This is a genomic window from Microbacterium aurantiacum, from assembly GCF_002872075.1.
GTDB classification, from domain to species: Bacteria; Actinomycetota; Actinomycetes; order Actinomycetales; family Microbacteriaceae; genus Microbacterium; species Microbacterium aurantiacum_A.
This window is the reverse complement of record NZ_PGGU01000002.1, coordinates 133,116-152,791: the sequence shown is the minus strand read 5'-3', so window position 1 is coordinate 152,791 and position 19,676 is coordinate 133,116. Positions and strand designations below refer to the sequence as shown.

Here is a 19,676-nt window from a genome sequence, read left to right as displayed (position 1 = left end):
CATGGCCGGCAAGCGCGCGCGGACCGCGCCCACCCGCGGCACCACGATCACCGACATCGCCAGAGCGGCCGGAGTGTCGAAGGCGACGGTGTCGCGCGTGCTGAACGGCGGCGCCACCGTCAACGAGGAGATGGCGAAGCGGGTGCGCGTCGTGATCGACGAGCTCGGGTACACGCCGAGCCAGACCGCCAGATCGCTCTCCCTCGGCGTGAGCCGCACCGTGGGTGTCGTGGTGCCCGATCTCGGCAACCCGATGTTCCACCAGGTGCTGCACGGATTCAACCGGGCGGCCGCGCGCGACGGATACCGGGTGGTCGTCGCCGACTCGTTCGAGGATCCCGAGAACGAGGCGGAACTCGCTCGGGACCTGCGCGACCGCACGGACGCGGTCGCCCTGTTCGCCCCTCGCATGACGCGCGAGAACCTCCTCGCGCTGCTGCCGCGAGTGGCGCCGGTGACCGTGTTCAACCGCACCACCGGCAAGAACGCCGGCTCGGTGCTCATCGACTACCACGCCGGCGTCATCGAGCTCGCCCGCCATCTCATCGACCTCGGCCATCGCCGTATCGCCTTCCTCGCGGGCCCCTCCGACGCCCGCTCGAACTGGGAGCGCGAACGCGGCCTCGCCGAGGTGCGCGAGGCGGAAGGCGATGTCGAGATCAACGACATCGCCTGCGGGTACTCCTTCGAGGACGGCTATCGCGCTTGGCCGGCCGTGGGCGCCTCCGCCGCGACGGCGGTGATCGCGTACAACGACGTCGTCGCGCTCGGTCTCCTCGGCCGTCTCGCCGAGGAGGGCGTGTCGGTGCCCGGTGACCTCTCGGTGACCGGTTTCGACGACATCCCGTTCGCCCGGTACTCCTCGCCCTCGCTGACGACGATGACCGCGAGCCTCGAGGACATCGGCCGGCAGATCTGGACCGTGCTGCGCGCCGAGATGACCGATTCCCCGATCCGGGACCCACTGACGTTCACGCCGGCGCTGTCGGCCCGAGGGAGCACGAGGATGCTGCCATGACGTTCACGCTGCTGCGCTCACCCGACGGCGCCGTGGAGTATCACGACGGCGTGGGACTGGACCGGATCCTCTCTCCCCGCCCCTATCTGACGGCGACGACGCCCGGCGGCGTTCCGGTGACCGAGGCCTTTCCGGATGACCATCGCCATCACCTCGGGGTGAGCCTCGCTCTTCCCGATGTGGATGGAACCTCGTTCTGGGGTGGCACCACGTACCGGCACGATCAGGGCTCGGTGATGCTCGACAACCACGGCACCCAGCAGGTGCAGGAGCGGGAGTTCGCCCCCGGCGCCGTCACCGAGCGGATCGGCTGGTTCTCTCGGAGCGGCGAGCCGCTGCTGGCGGAGACCCGGGTCATCACGGCCGGGGAGTCTGCGGGAACGTGGCAGGTGCACTGGACATCGGAGCTCGCCGCCGTGCGCGACGAGGTGACGTTCGGCAGCCCCCAGACCAATGGTCGCGGCGGCGCCTTCTACGGCGGCGTGTTCTGGCGCACCCCCTTCCGGCGCGCGCAGGTGCGCACAGCCGGCGGCGACGGAACGGACACGGCCCACGGATCGACGGCGCCGTGGCTCCAGATCACGGGTCCGGAAGCATCCCTGGTCGCGGCGACGAGCACCGGGCTGCCCTGGTTCGTCCGCGCAGACGGATACGTCGGCTTCCTCCCGGCGGTCGCGGTGGCCGAGCGTCGCGTGCTGGCACGTGGAGAGACCCTGCGGCTCGATCTCGCGGTGGCGATCTCCGGCCAGCCGCTCGATGCGCCCGACGACGTCGCCGCGCATCTGATCGACGGCGTGCGGGACGCGGTGTGAGCCTGTCGCTGCGCGAGCTGATCGTGCAGGCGCACGCGGCAGGCCTCACGATCCATTCGCTCGACGTGAGCGTCGAGGGCGAACGCGTCACCAGCCGCGGCGCGGCCCCGTTCGGCCCCGACGTGCCGCACCGGATGTACTCGGTGTCGAAGTCGATCACGGCTCTCGGCATCCTGCTGCTCGCCGACGAGCACCGGGTCGGCCTCTCGGACCCGATCATGACGCACTTCCCGGAGATGGGGGTCGTGCACCCGTGGCTGGCAGCCACCCGGATCGACGACATGCTGGCGATGACCGGCCCGCACCGCCGCACCACCTACGTCGAGGAGCACGGCGACTGGCTGGAATCGTACTTCCGCGTGCCGCCGACCCACCCGCCGGGCACCGTGTTCACCTACGACACGAGTGCCTCCTACGTGCTGGCGGCACTCGTCGAGCGCCTGGCCGGCGTCCCGCTGCTCGAATATCTTCGCCCCCGCCTTCTGGAGCCACTGGGCATCGGCAGGGATGCGCGCTTCCTCACCGGCCCGGAGGGCTACAGTCACGGCGGCTCCGGCCTGGTCGCGCGGCCGTCGGATCTGCTCAGCGTCGCGGAGACGATCGGCGGCGGCGGATGCTTCCGCGGAGCGCGGATCCTTCCCGAGGGCGTGGCGGAACTGCTCATCGAGCGGCGCAGCGACCCCGGCATGCAGACCTGGGGTGCGCCGTTCCGCGCGGGATACGGACGCCAGGTGTGGCTGCCGGCCGACGGTGCGTGGATGATGTTCGGGCTCGGCGGCCAGATCGTCTACGGCGATCCGGCTCGCTCTGTGGCGGCCGTGGCCACCGCTGACACCGGCGCCCTCACCGGCGGCGACCAGCGGTTCGCGGAGCTGCTGCTGCGCGCTCTCGCCGCCGACGAACTGACCGACCCCGGCGCGCTCTCGGCACCGCGGCCGCCGCATGAGCCCGCGCATGCGCGGGCGGTGCGCGGCCGCTGCGCCGCGCTCAGCGGTGAGGACGCGCCGGCTGAGCTGCCCCTCTCGATCGACGCCGACGGCGGCGAGGTGAGCATCCACGGCGAGCGACTGCGCTTCTCCACGACGGAGCCGACCACCGCCACGACGCGGATGGGCGATGCCGTGACGACCGCGGGCTGGACGGCGCCCGGGGTGCTCGAGATCATGGTCAGTGCGGCATCCGACGACATCGCATCCGTGCGCCTGCGTCTGATCGTGACGGAGGGGAACGTGACCGTGCAGTCGCTGGGCTTCGGCCCGGCGATGGATCCGGCGTGGACGTTCGTCGGCAGCTACCGGGCCGCCGGCATCATCCCTTGACCGAGCCGACCAGGGCGCCCTTGACGAAGAAGCGCTGCACGAACGGGTAGACGAGCAGCATCGGCAGGGTGGCGACGAAGATGACGGCCATGCGCACCGACTGCGCCGGCGGCACGATGTCGACGGCCGATTCGCTCGCGTTCATCCCGCTCGCCACGATCACGATCTGTCGCAGCAGCACCTGGATCGGCCACTTCTCGGAGCTGTTGATGTACAGGATCGCGCTCTGATACGTGTTCCAGTAGTAGACGGCGTAGAAGAGCCCGATCGTCGCGATCGACGCGAGAGACAGGGGCAGCACGATGCGCCAGAAGACGCCCATCTCGGAGCAGCCGTCGATGCGGGCGGCCTCCTCGAGGCTCTCCGGAATGCCCTGGAAGAAGCTGCGCATGATGACGAAGTTGAAGGCGTTGATCGCCACCGGGACGATCAGCGACCACAGCGAGTCGATGAGGCCCAGGTTCTTCACGACGATGAACGTCGGGATCATCCCGCCGCTGAAGAGCATCGTGAACAGCACCAGGAAGTTGATCACCCGCCGGCCCTTCAGGTGCTTCTTCGACAGCGCGTAGGCCATGAAGGCGGTCAGGATCAGGCTCAGCACGGTGCCGCCGACCGTGACGATCGTCGACACCCCCAGCGCCCGGAAGATCGTCGGCGTCGACAGGATGTAGCGGTAGGCGTCGAGCGTGAACGTCTCCGGCCACAGGATGAACGGCCGGGTCGCCAGCTCGCCCGGTGTCGCCAGAGAACTGGCCAGCACGTTCACGAAGGGCAGCAGGCACACCAGCGAGAAGGCGATCAGGATCGTCGCGTTGACGATCGCGAAGATGCGCCGGCCCGGCGTGATGTGGCGCCGCTTTCGGTTCTCGCGACGCACCTGGATCGGGATCGTGGCGCTGTCGACGCGCGGGGTGCTGGTCATGTCGAACTCCGTGGTGGGGGTGTGCGCACTGCGAACAGCGCGGCGGCGAGGAAGAGGAAGAAGGCGACCGGGTACAGCACGAACTGCGTGCCGAACAGGCAGGCCAGACCGGCGGCGAGGAACCACCAGCCGGTCGAGCGGCTTCGCGGTGCGTGCACGGCGAAGAAGAACCCGATGGCCGCGAGCAGCGCGACGATCGCGAAGGAGAATCCGAACCAGGCGGCGACGGTGTGCACGATGACGTGCGCCTCGGCATCCGCGATCCGCATGCCCGCATCGCGCAGCCCCGGCAGGATGGATGAGCGCAGCGTCTCGTCGTCGCTGCGCGTGACCACGAATGCGAACCCGCCCTGCAGGACGGCGGATGCGGTCAGACCGATTCCGGCGAGGATCAGTTCGCCCCGACGGCGGAACGGTTCATCGGCGATCTCGACCGGCGATGCCGCGCTCAGGAGAGCCATGCAGGCACGCTCCCCGGATCGGCGAAGCGCACCGTGTCGTCGGCGACCACATCAGGACCGTCCGCGCCGACGATCCGCAGTCCGCTCAGGCGCAGGCCCTCGACGAACTGCGCGTGCACGCCGGCTGCGGCCATCGCCGGCACGCCGTCGGCCATCGCCGGCACGGCGGGAGCGGCATCGGGGGCGAACGAGACGACGACGTCGTCGAGGGTGAGGTCGTCGAGCGGTGCCTCGGGGAGCCCGGACACGAAGGCCGCACAGGCCTGCACGTTCGTCGCGGTGATGTGCGACAGATGGATGCCGCGGAAGCGCGGCGTGCCGTCGCCCACCGGCTGTGGTCTGCGGTCCGAGACGATCGGCAGTTTGCCCTCGGGTCCGCAGAAGTAGAACGGGTTGATGACCAGCGGGCACATCACCCGGTCCATGACGATGTTCGTCACCCGGATGTCGGAGACGGTGCCGCCGCGTCCGCGCCGGGACTTGATCCGGATGCCGCGATCGGTGTCCTGGAAGACGCAGTTCGAGATGACCACGCCGCGCACGCCGCCGCTCATCTCGCTGCCGATCACGACGCCGCCGTGCCCGTGGATCATGGTGCAGTTGGTGATCGCGATGTTCTCGCACGGCACCCGGTCGGCCGAATGCTCACTGCCCGCCTTGATGGCGATGCAGTCGTCGCCGACGTCGATGTGGCAGTCGCTGATGCGCACGTTGCGGCACGACTCGGGGTCGATCCCGTCGGTGTTGGGGGAGTCGGGCGGATTGAGGATGCGGATGCCGGTGATCCGGACGTCGTCGCAGAGCAGCGGATGCACGGTCCAGGCGGGGGAGTCGCGCAGTGTCACGCCCGAGACCTCGACCCGGCGGCATCCGTGGAGTCCGATCAGCGTGGGCCTCGGCAGCGAGAGCGTTCCGCCTCGGAAGGCATCCCACCACCAGGCGCCTCCGCCGTCGATCACACCGCGGCCGGTGATCGCGATGTCGGTCTCGTCCCGCGCGTAGATGCAGGGGGAGTGGACCGTGGTGGCCGCGCCCTCCCAGCGGGCGCCGACAGGCGGGTAGAGGGCGGGGTCGGCGACGAAACGCAGCACCGCTCCGGCCTCCAGGTGAAGTTCCACGCGGGAGCGCAGGCGCAGAGCACCGGTCTCGTGCACGCCGGGCGCGATCGTGACGCGCCCGCCGCCGGAGTCCGCCGCCCGGTCGATGGCGTCCTGGAGGGTGCGCGTCGCGCGTTCCACTCCGCCTCTGCCGGTCAGGAGGTTCATGCTCTGCACCTGCGTCCCGCTCATCTCACTTGGTCTCTTCGTACGAGGCGCTGAGCTCTTCGATGATCGTGTCGAGGCCCTGTCCCTGCAGCTTCTCGATCGCGTCCTCGTAGCCCTTCATGTCGAGCTGACCGACCATGTACTTGTTGTACGCGTCGTTCGCGCCTTGCAGGATCGTCGACCAGCTCTGGTCGAATGCGTCGGAGGAGAGCGGCAGGGTCGGGTCGATCACCGCGAACTCGGCGTTCTCCTCGATCTTCTCGTTGCCCTCATCGACATACGGGCTGCTGCTCTTGAACGTCGTGACGTTGTCGGACGGGCGCGAGGAGTTGTACGGCTGGACCTCCTGCTCCCACTTGGGCTGGTCGGCGATGGTCACGACGCCGTCGGCGTCGACGGTGTAGTGCTCGTCCTCGATGCCGTTGGTCATCAGCGCGAACGCCTCTTCGTCGAGCATCTTGTCGATGAACGCGAGGATGGACTTCAGTTCTGCCTCGTCCTTCACCCTGGTCGTCGAGATCGCGAGCCAGCCGCCGAAGCCGCCGTTGGTGTCGGACAGGATGCGCCGCGGCACGTCGTCGAACGTGATGTCGTTGATCAGCGCCCACTCCATCGGCGTGTTCGGATCGGCACTCGTGGCGAGATTCATGTAGTTCTTCGTCTCGAACAGGCCGGTGACGACGATGCCGCCCTTGCCCTGCGCGATGGCGTCGATCTGGTTCTGCTTCTGCATGGTGACGAACTCGCTGTTCACCGCCCCCTGCTCGTAGAGGCCGCGGTACCACTCCATGGCGTCCTTGAACTCGTCGGTCTGGAACGTCGGGATCACCTCGTCGTCATCCGTGACGACGAAGTTGTTGCCGGCGCCGAAGTAGCCGGCGAGGGACTTGAAGCCCAGCCTGAAGCTCTCCAGCCGGTCGATGAAGCCCGTGGTGTCGTCCTGGCCGTTTCCGTCCGGGTCCTCGGTCGCGAACGCCACGGCGACCTCCCCGAGCTCTTCGATCGTGTGCGGCGTCTCCAGGCCCAGGTTGTCGAGCCAGTCCTGGCGCACCAGCACGCCGTAACGCGCGACCGGCTTCTGGAAGGGCACTCCGTACAGGTGCCCGTCGACGCGAGCCGAGGCGATGGTCTTCTCATCGATCTTCGACAGATTCGGGTAGTCCTTCAGGTACTCCTCGACATCCCAGAACTGTCCCGACTTCAGCGCCTGGCGCACCGAGGTGTTCGTGACGTTGGTCAGCGAGGTGATGTCGGCGAGGGAGTCGGACGCGAGCGCGGCATTGATCTTCTCGTCCTTGGACGCGTCGGGCACCCACTGGAACTCGATATCGGTGCCGGTGTGCTCCTCGAGCGCCGTCTGGATCGGACCGTCGGATTCGGGGGTGGTCGGCGTGTGCAGCATCGCCATCCAGGTGACGCTCTTCGCTGTGGTGGCGGGAGAGTCGCCGCTCGGCTCTTCCCCGCCGCCTGAGCCGCACGCGGTGAGTGCGAGCGATGCGACGGCGACGGAAGCGACGACGATTCCGACTCTGCTGTGATTCCTCATTCTGTGGTTCCTCTCGCAACATGGAGACGGGGCGTCGCGGTGCCGCGCGCCCTGGGGGGTGAAGCAGGGGTGGCCTCCTCGGCCAGCCGGCCGAAGGCGATGCGGGTGACGAAGCCGACGGCCGCGGCCGGGATGCCGACGCCGAACAGCACGAGCACGGGGAATGCGAAGGCGTACAGCACCCACACGGTGCCGGCGACCGTGGCGCTCGCCACGATCGTCCACTGCAGCGAGCCGACGCCGATGAGCAGTGCCGACGTGATCGGTCGCACGATGCCGCGGACGTCGGTCGCCGCCATGACGGGGAACACGTATGCGGTGACGATGCCGACGACGACCAGCGCGATGACATTGGCGAATTGCAGCAGCCAGTCGCCGGCCGAGAAGATGTTGGTCACCGTGATCAGCGTCACGGCCGTGAGGATCCAGCCCATCGCCGCCGCGCGCCAGAACTGGGCGCGGAAGTGGGCGATGAACGCGCGGGTCACCGGCGGCGTCTCGCCGTGGCGGAACCAGCGATCGATGTAGGCCGCCATCGCGTACGAGGCGGGTCCGATGCCGAACACGACGAGGCCGGCGAGCGTGCCGATCAGCCACAGGATGTTGAGATACGCGACCCGGTAGACGTTGCGCAGGAACAGATTGATCCGCATGAAGCCCTCGAAGGAGAACATCAGTACACTCCCTCTTCGCCGACCTTCTTGGCGAGATTGTTGGCCGCGACCACCAGGAGCAGGCCGACCAGGCCCTTGAAGAGTCCGACCGCCGTCGCGTAACTGAGCTGACCGTTCTGGATGCCCGCGGTGTACACGTAGGTGTCGAAGATCTCGCCGACGTCGCGGTTGAGCGAGTTCAGCAGCAGGAACATGTGCTCGAAGCCGAGCTCGAGGAAGTCGCCGATCGACAGGATGAACATCACGACGATGGTCGGGCGGATCGCCGGGAGAGTGATGTGCCAGGTCTGCCGCCAGCGTCCGGCGCCGTCGATCTCGGCGGCTTCATACAGCTGCAGGTCGACGGCGGTCATCGCGGCCAGGTAGATGATCGTTCCCCAGCCGGCGGTTTTCCAGATCTCCTGGATCGTGTAGAGCGGGCGCAGCCAGGCCGGGTCGGTCAGGAACGGGATCTCCGCGAAACCCCAGGCGGCGAGCAGATTGTTGATGCTGCCGCCATCGGTCGTCAGCAGTACGTAGAACAGGGAGACGACGATCACCCAGGACATGAAATGGGGCAGGTAGATCACGGTCTGCACGCTGCGCTGGAACATCTTGGTGCGCACCTCGTTCAGCATGAGCGCCAGGATGATGGGCACCGGGAACGAGAAGATCAGCAGCAGCATCGAGACCACGACCGTGTTGGTCAGCAGCATCAGGAAGGTGTCTTCGGTGAAGAACCGGATGAAGTGCTCGAAGCCGACCCAGGGGCTGTTCCAGATGCCGCGGAACGGCGAGTAGTCCTGGAAGGCGATGACGAGGCCGGCCATGGGCACGTACTTGAAGAGGAGGAAGTACGCGATGCCGGGCAGAGCCATCAGGTACAGCGCCTTCTGGCGCCAGATGCTCTGCCACCAGGGGCGTCGACGCAGCGGCGGCACGACATCAGCGCTGGTCGAGTGGTCGGGCTGCACGTCCGGCGCCGCGGCCAGAACGGTCATGCGCGCGTCCGTATCGTCGCGATCTCGGTCGCCATCGGTGTGCCTCTTCCTGCCCTCAACATCGAGTCCGGGACGGTTTGCTGCAGTGAGAAAACGCTTCCTCCAGTAACCGGTTTCCCGAGAGTAGCACGGGATGCGACCGGCATCAACCGTCGTTTCAGGACGGCGGATTCGCCCCGTCGCTGAAGCCCGACCTCGGCATCCGTAGACTCGTCGACATGGGACGCACAGCCGAATTCACGGATGCTCACGGCATCGCCATCGTCTACGACGTGCACCCCGCACAGGGCACGCCCCGGGGCGTGGTGCAGTTGCTGCACGGAGTCGGCGAGCACGCAGGCCGCTACCCGGCGCTGATCGGCGCCCTCACCGCCGCCGGGTTCGTCGTCTACGCCGACGACCACCGCGGACACGGGCGCACCGGCATCCGTCAGCACGGGGGCCCGGCGAACCTGGGGCGTCTGGGCAAGGGCGGCCTGCACGCGGCGAAGGACGCGATCTGGCAGCTCACGGGCATCATCCGCACCGAGAATCCCGACCTGCCGCTCGTTCTGCTCGGACATTCCTGGGGCTCGTTCCTGGCGCAGATGCTCGTCAACGAGCATCCCGAGGCGTGGGATGCCGTCATCCTCTCCGGCTCAGCCCTGCGCACGCCGACCATGATGAACCCGGCGCCGCTGAACGCGCGCTGGAAGGGAGCGGAGGCCACCGGCTTCGAGTGGCTCTCGCGCGATCCGGCCGTCTGGGCGGCCTTCGATGAGGATCCGCTCACCACGGATGTGCCGCTTCTGAAGCTGTTCGGCCTGGTCGAGGCCGCGAAGCTGTACGGCCGTCCCGCGAAGGACCTCGGCCGCGACTTCCCGATGCTGCTGCTCGTCGGGCGCGACGATCCGGTCGGCGGCCCGCGCAGCGTGCACAAGCTGGCCGCCGAGTACCGCACCCGCAGCGGACTCACCGACGTGACGACGCTGGTCTATCCCGATGCGCGGCACGAGATCTTCAACGATCTGCAGCAGGACGAGGTGCGCGCCGACGTGCTGTCCTGGCTGGACACGCACATCCCCCGTCGGGATTGACCGCCCCCGCCAGACCGCGCCTTAAGCTGGACCGGTGCACGGTGAATACAAGGTCCCTGGTGGAAAGCTCGTCGTCGTCGACCTCGAGGTCGAGAACGGAGCCATCGCCCGGTTCCGCCTCGCCGGCGATTTCTTCCTCGAACCCGACACGGCGCTCGACGACATCAACGCGGCGGTGACGGGGCTGCCGGTGGAGACGGATGCCACGGCGATCGCCGCCGCCGTCCGGCAGGCGCTCCCGGACGGAGCGCAGCTGCTCGGATTCACTCCGGACGCCGTCGGCACCGCGGTGCGCCGCGCCCTGGTCACCGCACCCGGTTGGCGCGACTTCGACTGGGAGATCGTGCACGACCAGGCGGTCTCGCCGCGGATGAACCTCGCCCTCGACGAGGTCCTCACCGCGCGGGTCGGTGAAGGCCGTCGGCGCCCCACCCTGCGGATCTGGGAGTGGGATCAGTCTGCCGTCGTGATCGGCTCGTTCCAGTCGTACCGCAACGAGGTCGACCCCGAGGGCGCAGCCCGGCACGGCTTCGACGTCGTCCGCCGCATCTCCGGCGGCGGCGCGATGATGATGGCCGCGGGGCAGATCATCACCTACTCGCTGTACGTTCCGGCATCGCTCGTGGCGGGCATGACGTTCGCCGATTCCTATGCCTTCCTCGACGACTGGGTGCTGCAGGCGCTGCGCTCGCTCGGCATCGACGCGGTCTATCAGCCGCTCAACGACATCGCGAGCCCCACGGGCAAGATCGGCGGAGCCGCGCAGAAGCGCCTCGCCAACGGCGGCGTGCTGCACCACGCCACCCTCTCGTACGACATCGACGGTCAGACGATGACCGAGGTGCTGCGCATCGGCCGTGAGAAGCTCAGCGACAAGGGCACGACGTCTGCCGCGAAGCGCGTCGACCCGCTGCGCAGTCAGACCGGACTCAGCCGCGCCGAGATCATCGAGCGTTTCAAGGACACCTTCCGTTCGCTGACCGGCGCCGAGGACGGCGCGGTCGCGACCGACGAACTGGCCGATGCCGAGGCTCTGGTGGAGTCGAAGTTCGCCACCGAGGCGTGGCTGCAGCGGGTGCCGTGACGCTTCCGGTTCCCGAGCCCGTCGAAGGGCCGGCGATCGGCGCCGTCTCGATCATCGAGGGCGACAACCTCGCGGCTGCTCGCGGCCTGCCGTCGGCATCGTTCACCCTCGTCTACCTCGACCCCCCGTTCAACACCGGCCGGGCGCAGGAGCGGCAGATCGTCACCGCCCGCCGGGCGTTCACCATTCAGGAAGAAGCCGCCGAACCGGGTGCGGATCGCGATGAAACACCGGTCACCGGGTCGGATGTCCTGAATTCTGAACCGGAACCGGCCGCGAGCGAAGTCCGGCACGGCTTCCACGGTCACGCCTACGAGCGGGTGCGCGGCATGCTGCGCACATACGACGACCGGTTCGACGACTACGGCGCGTTCCTGATGCCGCGGCTCGAGGAGGCGTGGCGGCTGCTCGCGGACGACGGCACGCTCTACCTGCACCTCGACTACCGGGAGGCGCACTACGCGAAGGTGATGCTGGATGCCGTCTTCGGACGCGACTGCTTCCTCAACGAGCTCATCTGGGCCTACGACTACGGTGCCAAGTCGCGGCGGCGCTGGCCGACGAAGCACGACACGATCCTCGTCTACGTCAAGAATCCGCGCGAGTACGTGTTCAACTCCGACGACATCGATCGTGAGCCGTACATGGCGCCGGGCCTTGTCACGGCTGAGAAGGCGGCACGCGGCAAGCTGCCGACCGACGTCTGGTGGCACACGATCGTGCCGACGACCGGCCGCGAGAAGACCGGCTATCCGACGCAGAAGCCGGAGGGCATCCTGCGGCGGATCGTGCGCGCGTCCAGCCGCCCGGGCGACCGGGTGCTCGACCTCTTCGCCGGCAGCGGCACGACAGGAGCGGTCGCATCGGCTCTCGGGCGCGACGCCGTGCTCGTCGACGACAACCCCGAGGCGATCCGGGTGATGCGCGAGCGGATGCCGCACGCCGAGGTGACGGCGCTCGGAGGCTAGCGAGCAGAATCCGGTGCTGCGGGACCGGGCACTGTGAACCTCGTCGTCACATCGTCGAACACGGGGCGGGCCATCAGCGCGATCAGGGCGACGAACGCCCAGAGCGCGAGCAGGAGGACGAGCTCGGACGCGGCCAGCACGATGAAGGCCGAGACGACCAGCAGCGCGAGCACGCCCAGTGAGAATCGCCACTGCGGCAGCAGCTGCGCGAGCGCGATGCGCGCGGCGTCTCGCGTGCGGAAGCGGAACCCCGCGGTGAGGACGAGCATGTGGCCGCTCCACATCACGATGAGCGCAGCGGCGACCAGGAGAAGGGGGCGCACCGCGCCGCCGCCGTCGACGGCATCGAGGTGGACGAGGTTGAACGTCAGGAGCGCCAGGGCGAGGTGCGCCGGCACCGCCCAGATCAAGGTCGTGAGCACGTCGCGCCGGTACGCGCGGAAGAAGTGCCGCCCGGGGGAGAGGTCGGGATGGACAGCCGCTGCTCGGAACGCGGCGACTCCGGCCACGAGCGCGGGCGCGAGCGGGAGGAGGGTCAGGACGAACAGCGGCAGATTCGACGCGTCGCGATCGAGCGTCAGGATCGCGACGATGGCCGGTGCAGAGGCGAGCACGAGCTGCACCTCGAGCACGAGCACGCGATAGACCACGGCGGCGGCACGGGAGAGCGGACCTCGCCCGATCTCGTCGTCGACGTGCGTTCGGTGCTGGATGCTCACTTGCTCTCCTCTGTCAGATGGATGCGGGCCGGATGCGGGGCCGGGCGTACCCGGCCCCGCATCCGCTCATTCCTTGCTGCGTCCGCGCTCGAGCGCGGTGTTGATGGTGTCGATGAGCTGATCGGCGCCGAGGCCTTCGATTTCGGAGACGTATGCGTCCCAGTCGTCTTCGATCGAGCGCTGACCGGTGATGAACCCGGCCGTCGCAGCCTGCACCGCGTCGGAGAGCTGCGTCTGCAGCAGCGAGGTCTGCTCGAGTTCGAGCTCGTTCAGCAACGGCGCGGGAGGCGTCTTCAACTGCTCCTTCGCGGCGAGCTGCCGCTCGGTCCATTCCGCGATGTCCTCGGTCATCATCGAGAGCACCAGGTCTCGGGAAGAGCCGTTCGCGAGGAGGAAGACGCCGTTGCTGTAGCCGTAGTCCGCGTTCAGGAGCTTCGGAGCTCCCGCGTTGATGGAGCTCCAGGCGATGTCCGGGTTGAGAACGCGGGTGCCGTCAGCATCCTTCGTGAAGGTTTCGCCCTCGACCCCCCACTGCGCGAACTCGAGTCCCTCGTCGGAGTAGTAGAGCCAGTCGACGAACTGCAGCAGCGCCTTGAAGTAGGGCTTCTCGGCCGTGTCGCTGCTGAGCATCAGCCCGGATGTGAAGCGCCCGCTTCCGATGTTCGACCCCGCCGGCCCTCCGGGGACGTCGATCAGCCGGATCGGGACGTCGCCCCTGCCCGCGTCGGCGAGCTTGGTGCGGTACTCGGAGAGAGCCTGCGTGTTGCCCGAGATCGCGGCCGAACGCCCGGAGACGAATTTCTGCACGGCCTGGTCGTCGCTCTGCGTGACCTCCGGGTCGAGCACACCGGTCTCGACGAGTTCGGCGGCCGCCGAGACGACCTCCCTGTACTCGTCGGAGGTTCCGGTGAAGACGTACTTCTCGGCATCCCGGTCGTACCACGTGTTGGAGTAGCCCCATCCGGCGGCGGTGCCGTAGTTGGGTCCCATCACCGAGAGAAGGGACCCCAGGGTCGTGGCATCCGTCCAGCGGTCCGACATGGCGTAGTCGAGGTCGGGGTTCGCCGCCTGGACCTTCTCGAGCTGCTCGAGGAACTCGTCCCAGGTCGCCGGGTCCTCCGTGATGCCCGCCTTCTCCCAGAGATCCTCGCGGATCACGACGGAGTACTGCATGTCGGGCACCTCGCGCAGACCGGGCAGGTGGTAGATCTTGCCGTCGTCCTGGCGACGCGTCTCGAGGTCGGCCGTGAGCTCCCACTCGTCGATCTTCTGCCTGAAGTTCGGCATGTAGTCGAAGTAGTCCGACACCGGCAGGATGGATCCGCCCGAGACGAACTGCGCCTCGGTGCCCGCGTAGCTCACCGAGACGATGTCGGTCGCCTCGCCACTGCCGATGAGCAGGGACTTCTTCTGATCGAAGTCGGCCATCGGGATGTCGGTGCGCGAGAAGGTGACGTTGTGGTCCTGCTCGAGGTGCTCGAAGATCGACCAGTCGTCCTGGACGGGATAGTTCGGGTGGTCGCGGTACATGAGTGAGAACTCGACGGGCTCGGTCGCCTTGAACGTGTCGCCGACGTCATAGTCCTCCATCGCACCGACGGACTGCGCCTCACCGATGGTCACGCCGCCGTCCTCGGCGGCCGCCTCCTCGCTCGGCGGACCGGAGCATGCAGCCAGGGCGAGGGCGAAGACGGCGATGCCTGCCACGCCCGCGATCCGGTTGTGGGTGATTGTCATGGTTCTCTCCTTCGGGAACAACGTTGTTTCGATGGTGGGGTTCGATGAGTGCGGGCATCAGCCCTTGACCGACCCGAGCATGACGCCCGAGACGAAGTAGCGCTGGATGAACGGATACAGGCAGATGATCGGCAGGACGCTGAGCAGCATCGTCACCGCCTGGATGTTGGAGGCGATCTGGACGGCTTCACCGCCCCCGGTGATCTCCTGCGTCCCGGTGGCGGCGGCGATGAGGTTGCGCAGGTAGATCGTGACTGGGAAGAGCGACTTGTCGTCCATGAACAGGAAGGCGCTGAACCATGAGTTCCACAGGCCGACCGCGTAGAACAGGGTCATCGTGGCGAGCACCGCTTTCGACAGCGGCAGGACGATCCGCAGGAAGATCCCGTACGTCGACAGGCCGTCGATCGCCGCCGCCTCTTCGAGTTCGGTGGGGAAGTTCTCGAAGAAGGATTTCATGACGAGCAGATTGAACACGCTGAGCGCCCCGGGCACCACCACAGCCCAGAGGCTGTTCCGCCAGTCGAGGTAGTTGGCGATCAGGATGTAGTTCGGGATGAGCCCGCCGCCGAAGAACATGGTGAACACCGCGATGCCGACGAAGAACGAGCGCCCCTTCAGATGGGGTTTGCTGAGCGCGTACGCGTAGGTGGTCGTGATCGCCATGGCGATGATCGTGCCGATCACCGTGTAGAGGAACGTGTTGCCGTAGTTGGTCCAGAACAGGCCGTCGCCCAGTACGGCGCGGAACGTGTCGATGTTGAATCCCCGGGGGATCAGGTTCACCTCCCCGGCGGCGATGTATCCCTCCGACGAGAACGCCTTCGCGATGAGGTTGACGAAGGGGTAGAGCGTGGCGGCGCAGATCAGGACGAGACAGATCGCGTTGACGACGCGGAAGGAGCGGTAGCCGAGAGACTCGCGGATGACGCCCGTCTCCTTGCGGACGTGCACGATATCGGGCTTGTGCGGGAGGGCTTCGGTCACCATAGCGAGGTTCCAACCAGTCGACGGGAGATGAGGTTCGCGAACAGCACGAGTACGAGACCGATGAGCGCCTCGAAGAGTCCGATGGCGGTTCCGTAGGAGAACTGGGCGGACTGGATGCCGACGCGGTAGAGGTAGGTCGAGATGACATCGGCTGTCGAGTAGATGAGCGGGTTCTGCAGCAGCAGCACCTTCTCGAATCCGACCGACATGAAGGAGCCGATGTTCAGGATGAGCAGGACCATCATGGTCGGGCGGATGCCGGGGAGCGTGATGTGCCAGGTCTGCTGCCAGCGGTTGGCGCCATCGATGCGCGAGGCCTCGTAGAGCTGATCGTCGATCGTCGTGAGCGCCGCCAGGTAGAGGATCGTGCCCCAGCCCACGGTCTGCCACGCCTCGGAGGACACATAGATCGTGCGGAACCACTCCGGTCGCTGCATGAAGGGCACCGGGTCGGCGCCGAGAGCCTCGACCGCCTGATTGATCGTCCCGTTGAGCGAGGTCAGCTGCAGCACGAGTCCTGCGACGATGACGATCGACATGAAGTGCGGCAGATACGAGATCGTCTGAACGAGGCGCTTGAACCTGCGTGAGCGCAGCTCGTTGAGCATCAGGGCCAGGATGATCGGCAGCGGGAAGCAGATCAGGAGGGTGAATCCGCCGAGGATCACCGTGTTCCAGAACACGGTCCAGAACTGCTGGTTCGTGATGAAGGCTTCGAAGTAGTAGAACCCCACCCACTCGTCGCCGAAGATCGATCCCCCTGGGCGGAACCGCCGGAAGGCGATGATGTTCCCGAGCATCGGGATGTAACGGAAGATCAGCAGGAACAGGATCGGCACCAGCAGGAACGTGTAGATCCGCCAATCCCTGGCCAGCGCGCGACGCCAGCTCTGTGTGGCACGCGGGGTCCGATCGCGGCGGAACAGGCGCCGCGGCGGGCGAGCGGTCGTGATCAGCCGTGTCTCACTGGACGGCTGAGCGGAGCCTCTGATGGACAGAGGTGCTTCGACGGTTTCAGGCAATTCAGCTCCACCTCCTTGTGGATCTCGAGAGAGTGATCTGCGCGTGCGCGCAGTCGTCGTCTAGGGCGAGAGAACCTCCGCCGCGGCCTGAGCCTGCAGGCTCAGCTCCGCAGCCTTGAAGGCGTGCGCCTGGGTCATCGCGGTTTCCGTGCGGTCGATGCAGTCGCGGATGAGTTGTCCGAAGTAGGGGAAGCCCGTCATCCCGTTCGAGTTGAACCGGTACTGGTCCTCCTGGTTCACCAGCAGGACCTGCCCGCCGCCGTTGTCGGTGCCGATGTCGATGTACTTGCGCAGCTCGATGTATCCCTCGGTGCCGAGGATGATCGTGCGCCCGTCGCCGAACACGCCGAGCCCGTCGGGGGTGAACCAGTCGACGCGCACGTACCCGGATGCACCGTTGTCGAGGATGACGTGGGCGTCGCCGAAGTCCTGCAGACCGGGGGTGTCGGGGTGGGCGTAGTTCGCGACGGCCGAGCTGGCGACACGCCCGTCCGTCGCGCCGGTGTAGTGGAGGATCTGGTCGAAGTTGTGGCTTCCGATGTCGCAGAGGATGCCGCCGTACTGCGCAGGGTCGAAGAACCATGCCGGGCGCCCCTTGCCCACTCGGTGCGGTCCGAATGAGGCGACCTGCAGCACCCGGCCGATCGCGCCCCGCCGGATGAGCTGATCGGCCAGCACCGCCGACTCCGTGTGCAGGCGCTCGCCGTAGTAGACGGCGTACTTCCTGCCGGTGCGCGCCGTCGCCTCGCGCGCCGCCTCGAGCTGCGCGAAGGTCGTCAGCGGCGCCTTGTCGACGAAGGCGTCCTTGCCGGCTTCGATCGCCCGCAATGCGACGGGTGCTCGCTCGGATGCGATCGCGGCGGTGGCGACGAGGTGCACGGCCGGATCTTCGAGGATCTCCTGTTCCGAGGACGCGATGCGTGCGCTCGGGTACCGCTCCGCGAACGCGGTGGCCTTCGCCGCATCCTGATCGAAGACCCAGGTGACGCCGGCGCCGGCTCCGAGAAGTCCGTCGGTCATGCCATAGATGTGCGCGTGGTCGAGACCGACCGCGGCGAAGCAGAACTCATCCGGTGCGACCACGGCCTCTGGAAGCGCGTCGAACGTGAAAGGGTGGTTCATGGTGCATTCTCCTGATCGGTCACGTCGTAGGTGCGCAGGCGACCGCACATGCCGAAGCCGCGTTCGCCGGCGGACGGCAGCGCCTGCCGGAGCCTCGCCTCGCCGAGGTGGCTGAGATCTCCGCCGGCGATGGCGTCGGCGAGCTCCAGCGACCGCTCGGCCTGCGCGAGCGGTCGCTCGCGGATGAGGTCTGCCCAGCCGGCCGCGCGATCACGGACGAGGGCTCCGGCGGCGATGTGGAAGGTCTCGAGGGGGCGGCGTTCGCCCGCGAGCACCGCGTCGCGAAGTGCCTCGAACCCGGCAACCGCAAGGTCTCGGCGCCGCGATGCCCGCGCCGCGCGCCCCTCGAGATCGCCTATGGAGATCGCTTCCGCATAGGCGGCGGCGTCCGAGACGATTTCGGCAGGGAAGGTCATGACCGCATCGCCCGCTTCGGGGAGCCCGGCATTGCTCATGAGCACGACGACCTTGAGATCGCCCCTGTTCACGGCGCGGTGGATCGTGCCCGGTGTGAACCACACCACGGAACCGGGCACGAGAGGGGTCTCGCGGAACCCTGCGCCGTCGATGGTCTGGAGCGCGCCCGTGCCGGACACCACGACGTAGGCCTCGGTCGAGACGAGGTGCATGTGCGGTGTGCCCCCGCAGATGCCGTCCGGGGCCGCGTCCTGATAGACGTCGAGGTGCGACAGCGAGGTGCCGCCGGGGAAGGTTGACGCGCTCATGCCACGACCTCGACGAGCGGTCGTCGCATCTCGTTGAGGCGCGGCGCATGGGCGACGAGGTGACCGGCGCGATAGTAGTGGTCATCCGCCCTCAGCGGGAGCGAGACGAGTTCATGCTCGATGCCGGCCTTGTAGATCGCGGTGACGACCTCGATCGCGTTCCGGCCGTCTCGACCGTCAGCGATCGGTGCTCGGCCATCGATGATGGCGGAGAGCAGATCGCCGATCTGCCCCTGGTGTCCGTGATGCACGAGCGGTTCCCTGGTGGCGGCGAGTGCCTCGATGGCGGCGACGAGTTCGGGGTCACCGCCCTTGGCGGGGAAGCCGCCTTCGTCGGCGCGTTCCGCCTTCACGCTCCACGGCTGCGAGACGCGTGCACGTGCGCCCTGGATGACGATCTGCTGCTCCTCGCCGTGGTGCACGACAGAGCTGGTCAGCTGCGCGAGGCCGCGCTCGTAACGGAGCACCGCGACCGAGAGGTCTTCCACCTCGCTGTTGTCGTGCTGCGCGTTGGCGAGCATGGCGGTGATCTCGGTGGGCGTGCCCAGCAGCCAGAGGAGCAGATCGATGTGATGGATGGCGTGGTTGAGCGTGCAACCGCCGCCCTCCTTCTCCCAGGTGCCGCGCCACCACAGGTCGTAGTACGCCGAGCCGCGCCACCAGGCCGAGTCGACGCGCACGTGCGAGATGCTGCCGAGCAGGCCGGAGTCGACCACGGCCTTCAACGTCGCGAGGTCGTCGCGGAAGCGATTCTGCGCCACGACGGAGAGCAGCTTCCCCGAGCGCTGCTGCGCGGCGAGCATCGCATCGCATTCCTCGAGCGAGGGCGCCATCGGCTTCTCGACGAGCACGTGGATGCCGGCCTCGAGGGCGGCGATCGCGAGGGCGGCGTGCGTGGACGGCGGTGTCGCGATGCTCACGAGGTCCAGGCGTGCGTCGGCGATCATCCGGAGCGGGTCGTCGTAGCCGATGGCGGCGGAGAGGCCGGAGTCCTGGGCCTTCTGCGCCGCCTTGCCGGGGACGACGTCGGCGAGAGCCACGATCTCGCACTGGCCGGAGAAGGCCAGATACCCGTTGATGTGGGCGTCGGCGATCCCGCCGGTTCCGATGATTCCGATTCTGAGCATTGCTTCCTCGCATCTGCTAATACGTAGTACTAAGACGTAGTAGGTACTATCGACGGAACGGGCTCCGTCCGTCAAGCGTTTTCTGAAGTTTCGAAAAGTCAGTGAG

The 19,676-nt window shown here is 67.5% G+C and carries 19 protein-coding genes; 6 read left to right on the top strand and 13 right to left on the bottom strand.

All coding sequences use genetic code 11. From position 1 onward, the window contains the following. Window position 1: 1 nt before the first annotated feature. From CUR96_RS01220 to CUR96_RS01210, 3 genes are read left to right on the top strand one after another with little or no spacing between them, the layout of a single operon-like run. Window positions 2–1,018 (top strand): LacI family DNA-binding transcriptional regulator, encoded by a 1,017-nt coding sequence (locus CUR96_RS01220; RefSeq protein ID WP_102191469.1) that lies wholly within the window; start codon window positions 2–4, stop codon window positions 1,016–1,018. Next, the gene (locus tag CUR96_RS01215; RefSeq protein WP_102191468.1) at window positions 1,015–1,830 is read left to right on the top strand and encodes a DUF6807 family protein; all 816 of its coding nucleotides are present in this window, start codon (window positions 1,015–1,017) and stop codon (window positions 1,828–1,830) included. The genes CUR96_RS01220 and CUR96_RS01215 overlap by 4 nt, the downstream gene beginning before the upstream one ends. Further along, window positions 1,827–3,149: a serine hydrolase domain-containing protein gene (locus CUR96_RS01210; protein ID WP_102191467.1), complete on the top strand. Its 1,323-nt coding sequence runs from the start codon at window positions 1,827–1,829 to the stop codon at window positions 3,147–3,149. Before CUR96_RS01215 ends, CUR96_RS01210 begins: the two co-directional genes overlap by 4 nt. Here CUR96_RS01210 and CUR96_RS01205 read toward each other — a convergent pair. Genes CUR96_RS01205 through CUR96_RS01180 form a run of 6 tightly spaced genes read right to left on the bottom strand, consistent with a single transcriptional unit; the run spans window position 3,139 to window position 9,000 of the window. Next, window positions 3,139–4,074, bottom strand: a complete 936-nt coding sequence (locus CUR96_RS01205) for a carbohydrate ABC transporter permease (protein ID WP_102191466.1) — start codon at window positions 4,072–4,074, stop codon at window positions 3,139–3,141. The two genes, CUR96_RS01210 and CUR96_RS01205, sit on opposite strands and share 11 nt — an antisense overlap. Continuing rightward, window positions 4,071–4,535 carry a hypothetical protein gene (locus tag CUR96_RS01200; protein ID WP_102191465.1) on the bottom strand — a complete coding sequence of 155 codons (465 nt, stop codon included), beginning with the start codon at window positions 4,533–4,535 and terminating at the stop codon, window positions 4,071–4,073. The genes CUR96_RS01205 and CUR96_RS01200 overlap by 4 nt, the downstream gene beginning before the upstream one ends. After that, on the bottom strand, window positions 4,523–5,800 hold the full coding sequence (locus tag CUR96_RS01195) for a glycoside hydrolase family 28 protein (protein ID WP_102191500.1): 1,278 nt from the start codon (window positions 5,798–5,800) through the stop codon (window positions 4,523–4,525). Before CUR96_RS01195 ends, CUR96_RS01200 begins: the two co-directional genes overlap by 13 nt. 25 nt (window positions 5,801–5,825) lie before the next feature. Next, on the bottom strand, window positions 5,826–7,346 hold the full coding sequence (locus CUR96_RS01190) for an extracellular solute-binding protein (RefSeq protein ID WP_102191464.1): 1,521 nt from the start codon (window positions 7,344–7,346) through the stop codon (window positions 5,826–5,828). Further along, on the bottom strand, window positions 7,343–8,020 hold the full coding sequence (locus tag CUR96_RS01185; RefSeq protein ID WP_102191463.1) for a YesL family protein: 678 nt from the start codon (window positions 8,018–8,020) through the stop codon (window positions 7,343–7,345). Before CUR96_RS01185 ends, CUR96_RS01190 begins: the two co-directional genes overlap by 4 nt. After that, window positions 8,020–9,000, bottom strand: a complete 981-nt coding sequence (locus CUR96_RS01180) for an ABC transporter permease (RefSeq protein ID WP_102191462.1) — start codon at window positions 8,998–9,000, stop codon at window positions 8,020–8,022. The genes CUR96_RS01185 and CUR96_RS01180 overlap by 1 nt, the downstream gene beginning before the upstream one ends. A gap of 218 nt (window positions 9,001–9,218) precedes the next feature. Here CUR96_RS01180 and CUR96_RS01175 point away from each other — a divergent pair, with 218 nt between their 5' ends. From CUR96_RS01175 to CUR96_RS01165, 3 genes are read left to right on the top strand one after another with little or no spacing between them, the layout of a single operon-like run. Next, the gene (locus CUR96_RS01175) at window positions 9,219–10,076 is read left to right on the top strand and encodes an alpha/beta fold hydrolase (RefSeq protein ID WP_102191461.1); all 858 of its coding nucleotides are present in this window, start codon (window positions 9,219–9,221) and stop codon (window positions 10,074–10,076) included. Between the two features lie 34 nt (window positions 10,077–10,110). After that, complete coding sequence (locus tag CUR96_RS01170; protein WP_102191460.1) at window positions 10,111–11,160, top strand: lipoyl protein ligase domain-containing protein; 1,050 nt, start codon at window positions 10,111–10,113, stop codon at window positions 11,158–11,160. Beyond that, entirely contained in the window at window positions 11,139–12,128 is a 990-nt protein-coding gene (locus CUR96_RS01165) for a DNA-methyltransferase (RefSeq protein WP_245861049.1), read from the top strand. Before CUR96_RS01170 ends, CUR96_RS01165 begins: the two co-directional genes overlap by 22 nt. Here CUR96_RS01165 and CUR96_RS01160 read toward each other — a convergent pair. The 7 genes from CUR96_RS01160 to CUR96_RS01130 all read right to left on the bottom strand — a co-directional run bounded on the left by CUR96_RS01160 (window position 12,125) and on the right by CUR96_RS01130 (window position 19,570). Next, a complete protein-coding gene (locus CUR96_RS01160) occupies window positions 12,125–12,847 on the bottom strand; it encodes a glycosyl transferase (protein WP_102191459.1) in 723 nt (240 codons plus the stop codon). The two genes, CUR96_RS01165 and CUR96_RS01160, sit on opposite strands and share 4 nt — an antisense overlap. 66 nt (window positions 12,848–12,913) lie before the next feature. Then, window positions 12,914–14,584 carry an extracellular solute-binding protein gene (locus tag CUR96_RS01155; protein ID WP_102191458.1) on the bottom strand — a complete coding sequence of 557 codons (1,671 nt, stop codon included), beginning with the start codon at window positions 14,582–14,584 and terminating at the stop codon, window positions 12,914–12,916. A gap of 57 nt (window positions 14,585–14,641) precedes the next feature. Further along, window positions 14,642–15,574, bottom strand: a complete 933-nt coding sequence (locus CUR96_RS01150; protein ID WP_102191457.1) for a carbohydrate ABC transporter permease — start codon at window positions 15,572–15,574, stop codon at window positions 14,642–14,644. Further along, window positions 15,568–16,500, bottom strand: coding sequence for an ABC transporter permease (locus tag CUR96_RS01145; RefSeq protein WP_245861053.1), 933 nt, complete (start codon window positions 16,498–16,500; stop codon window positions 15,568–15,570). The genes CUR96_RS01150 and CUR96_RS01145 overlap by 7 nt, the downstream gene beginning before the upstream one ends. A gap of 156 nt (window positions 16,501–16,656) precedes the next feature. Continuing rightward, window positions 16,657–17,718 carry a Gfo/Idh/MocA family protein gene (locus CUR96_RS01140; protein WP_102191455.1) on the bottom strand — a complete coding sequence of 354 codons (1,062 nt, stop codon included), beginning with the start codon at window positions 17,716–17,718 and terminating at the stop codon, window positions 16,657–16,659. Next, on the bottom strand, window positions 17,715–18,443 hold the full coding sequence (locus CUR96_RS01135) for a cupin domain-containing protein (RefSeq protein WP_102191454.1): 729 nt from the start codon (window positions 18,441–18,443) through the stop codon (window positions 17,715–17,717). Before CUR96_RS01135 ends, CUR96_RS01140 begins: the two co-directional genes overlap by 4 nt. Further along, entirely contained in the window at window positions 18,440–19,570 is a 1,131-nt protein-coding gene (locus tag CUR96_RS01130) for a Gfo/Idh/MocA family protein (RefSeq protein WP_102191453.1), read from the bottom strand. The genes CUR96_RS01135 and CUR96_RS01130 overlap by 4 nt, the downstream gene beginning before the upstream one ends. Window positions 19,571–19,676: the final 106 nt, after the last annotated feature.

Bases quoted from the DNA above. Each gene is read 5' to 3' on its own strand.
- CUR96_RS01180 (WP_102191462.1), bottom strand. From the start codon at position 9,000: ATGACCGTTCTGGCCGCGGCGCCGGACGTGCAGCCCGACCACTCGACC.
- CUR96_RS01215 (WP_102191468.1), top strand. From the start codon at position 1,015: ATGACGTTCACGCTGCTGCGCTCACCCGACGGCGCCGTGGAGTATCAC.
- CUR96_RS01155 (WP_102191458.1), bottom strand. From the start codon at position 14,584: ATGACAATCACCCACAACCGGATCGCGGGCGTGGCAGGCATCGCCGTC.
- CUR96_RS01130 (WP_102191453.1), bottom strand. From the start codon at position 19,570: ATGCTCAGAATCGGAATCATCGGAACCGGCGGGATCGCCGACGCCCAC.
- CUR96_RS01175 (WP_102191461.1), top strand. From the start codon at position 9,219: ATGGGACGCACAGCCGAATTCACGGATGCTCACGGCATCGCCATCGTC.
- CUR96_RS01195 (WP_102191500.1), bottom strand. From the start codon at position 5,800: ATGAACCTCCTGACCGGCAGAGGCGGAGTGGAACGCGCGACGCGCACC.
- CUR96_RS01190 (WP_102191464.1), bottom strand. From the start codon at position 7,346: ATGAGGAATCACAGCAGAGTCGGAATCGTCGTCGCTTCCGTCGCCGTC.
- CUR96_RS01135 (WP_102191454.1), bottom strand. From the start codon at position 18,443: ATGAGCGCGTCAACCTTCCCCGGCGGCACCTCGCTGTCGCACCTCGAC.
- CUR96_RS01140 (WP_102191455.1), bottom strand. From the start codon at position 17,718: ATGAACCACCCTTTCACGTTCGACGCGCTTCCAGAGGCCGTGGTCGCA.
- CUR96_RS01185 (WP_102191463.1), bottom strand. From the start codon at position 8,020: ATGTTCTCCTTCGAGGGCTTCATGCGGATCAATCTGTTCCTGCGCAAC.
- CUR96_RS01220 (WP_102191469.1), top strand. From the start codon at position 2: ATGGCCGGCAAGCGCGCGCGGACCGCGCCCACCCGCGGCACCACGATC.
- CUR96_RS01200 (WP_102191465.1), bottom strand. From the start codon at position 4,535: ATGGCTCTCCTGAGCGCGGCATCGCCGGTCGAGATCGCCGATGAACCG.
- CUR96_RS01150 (WP_102191457.1), bottom strand. From the start codon at position 15,574: ATGGTGACCGAAGCCCTCCCGCACAAGCCCGATATCGTGCACGTCCGC.
- CUR96_RS01205 (WP_102191466.1), bottom strand. From the start codon at position 4,074: ATGACCAGCACCCCGCGCGTCGACAGCGCCACGATCCCGATCCAGGTG.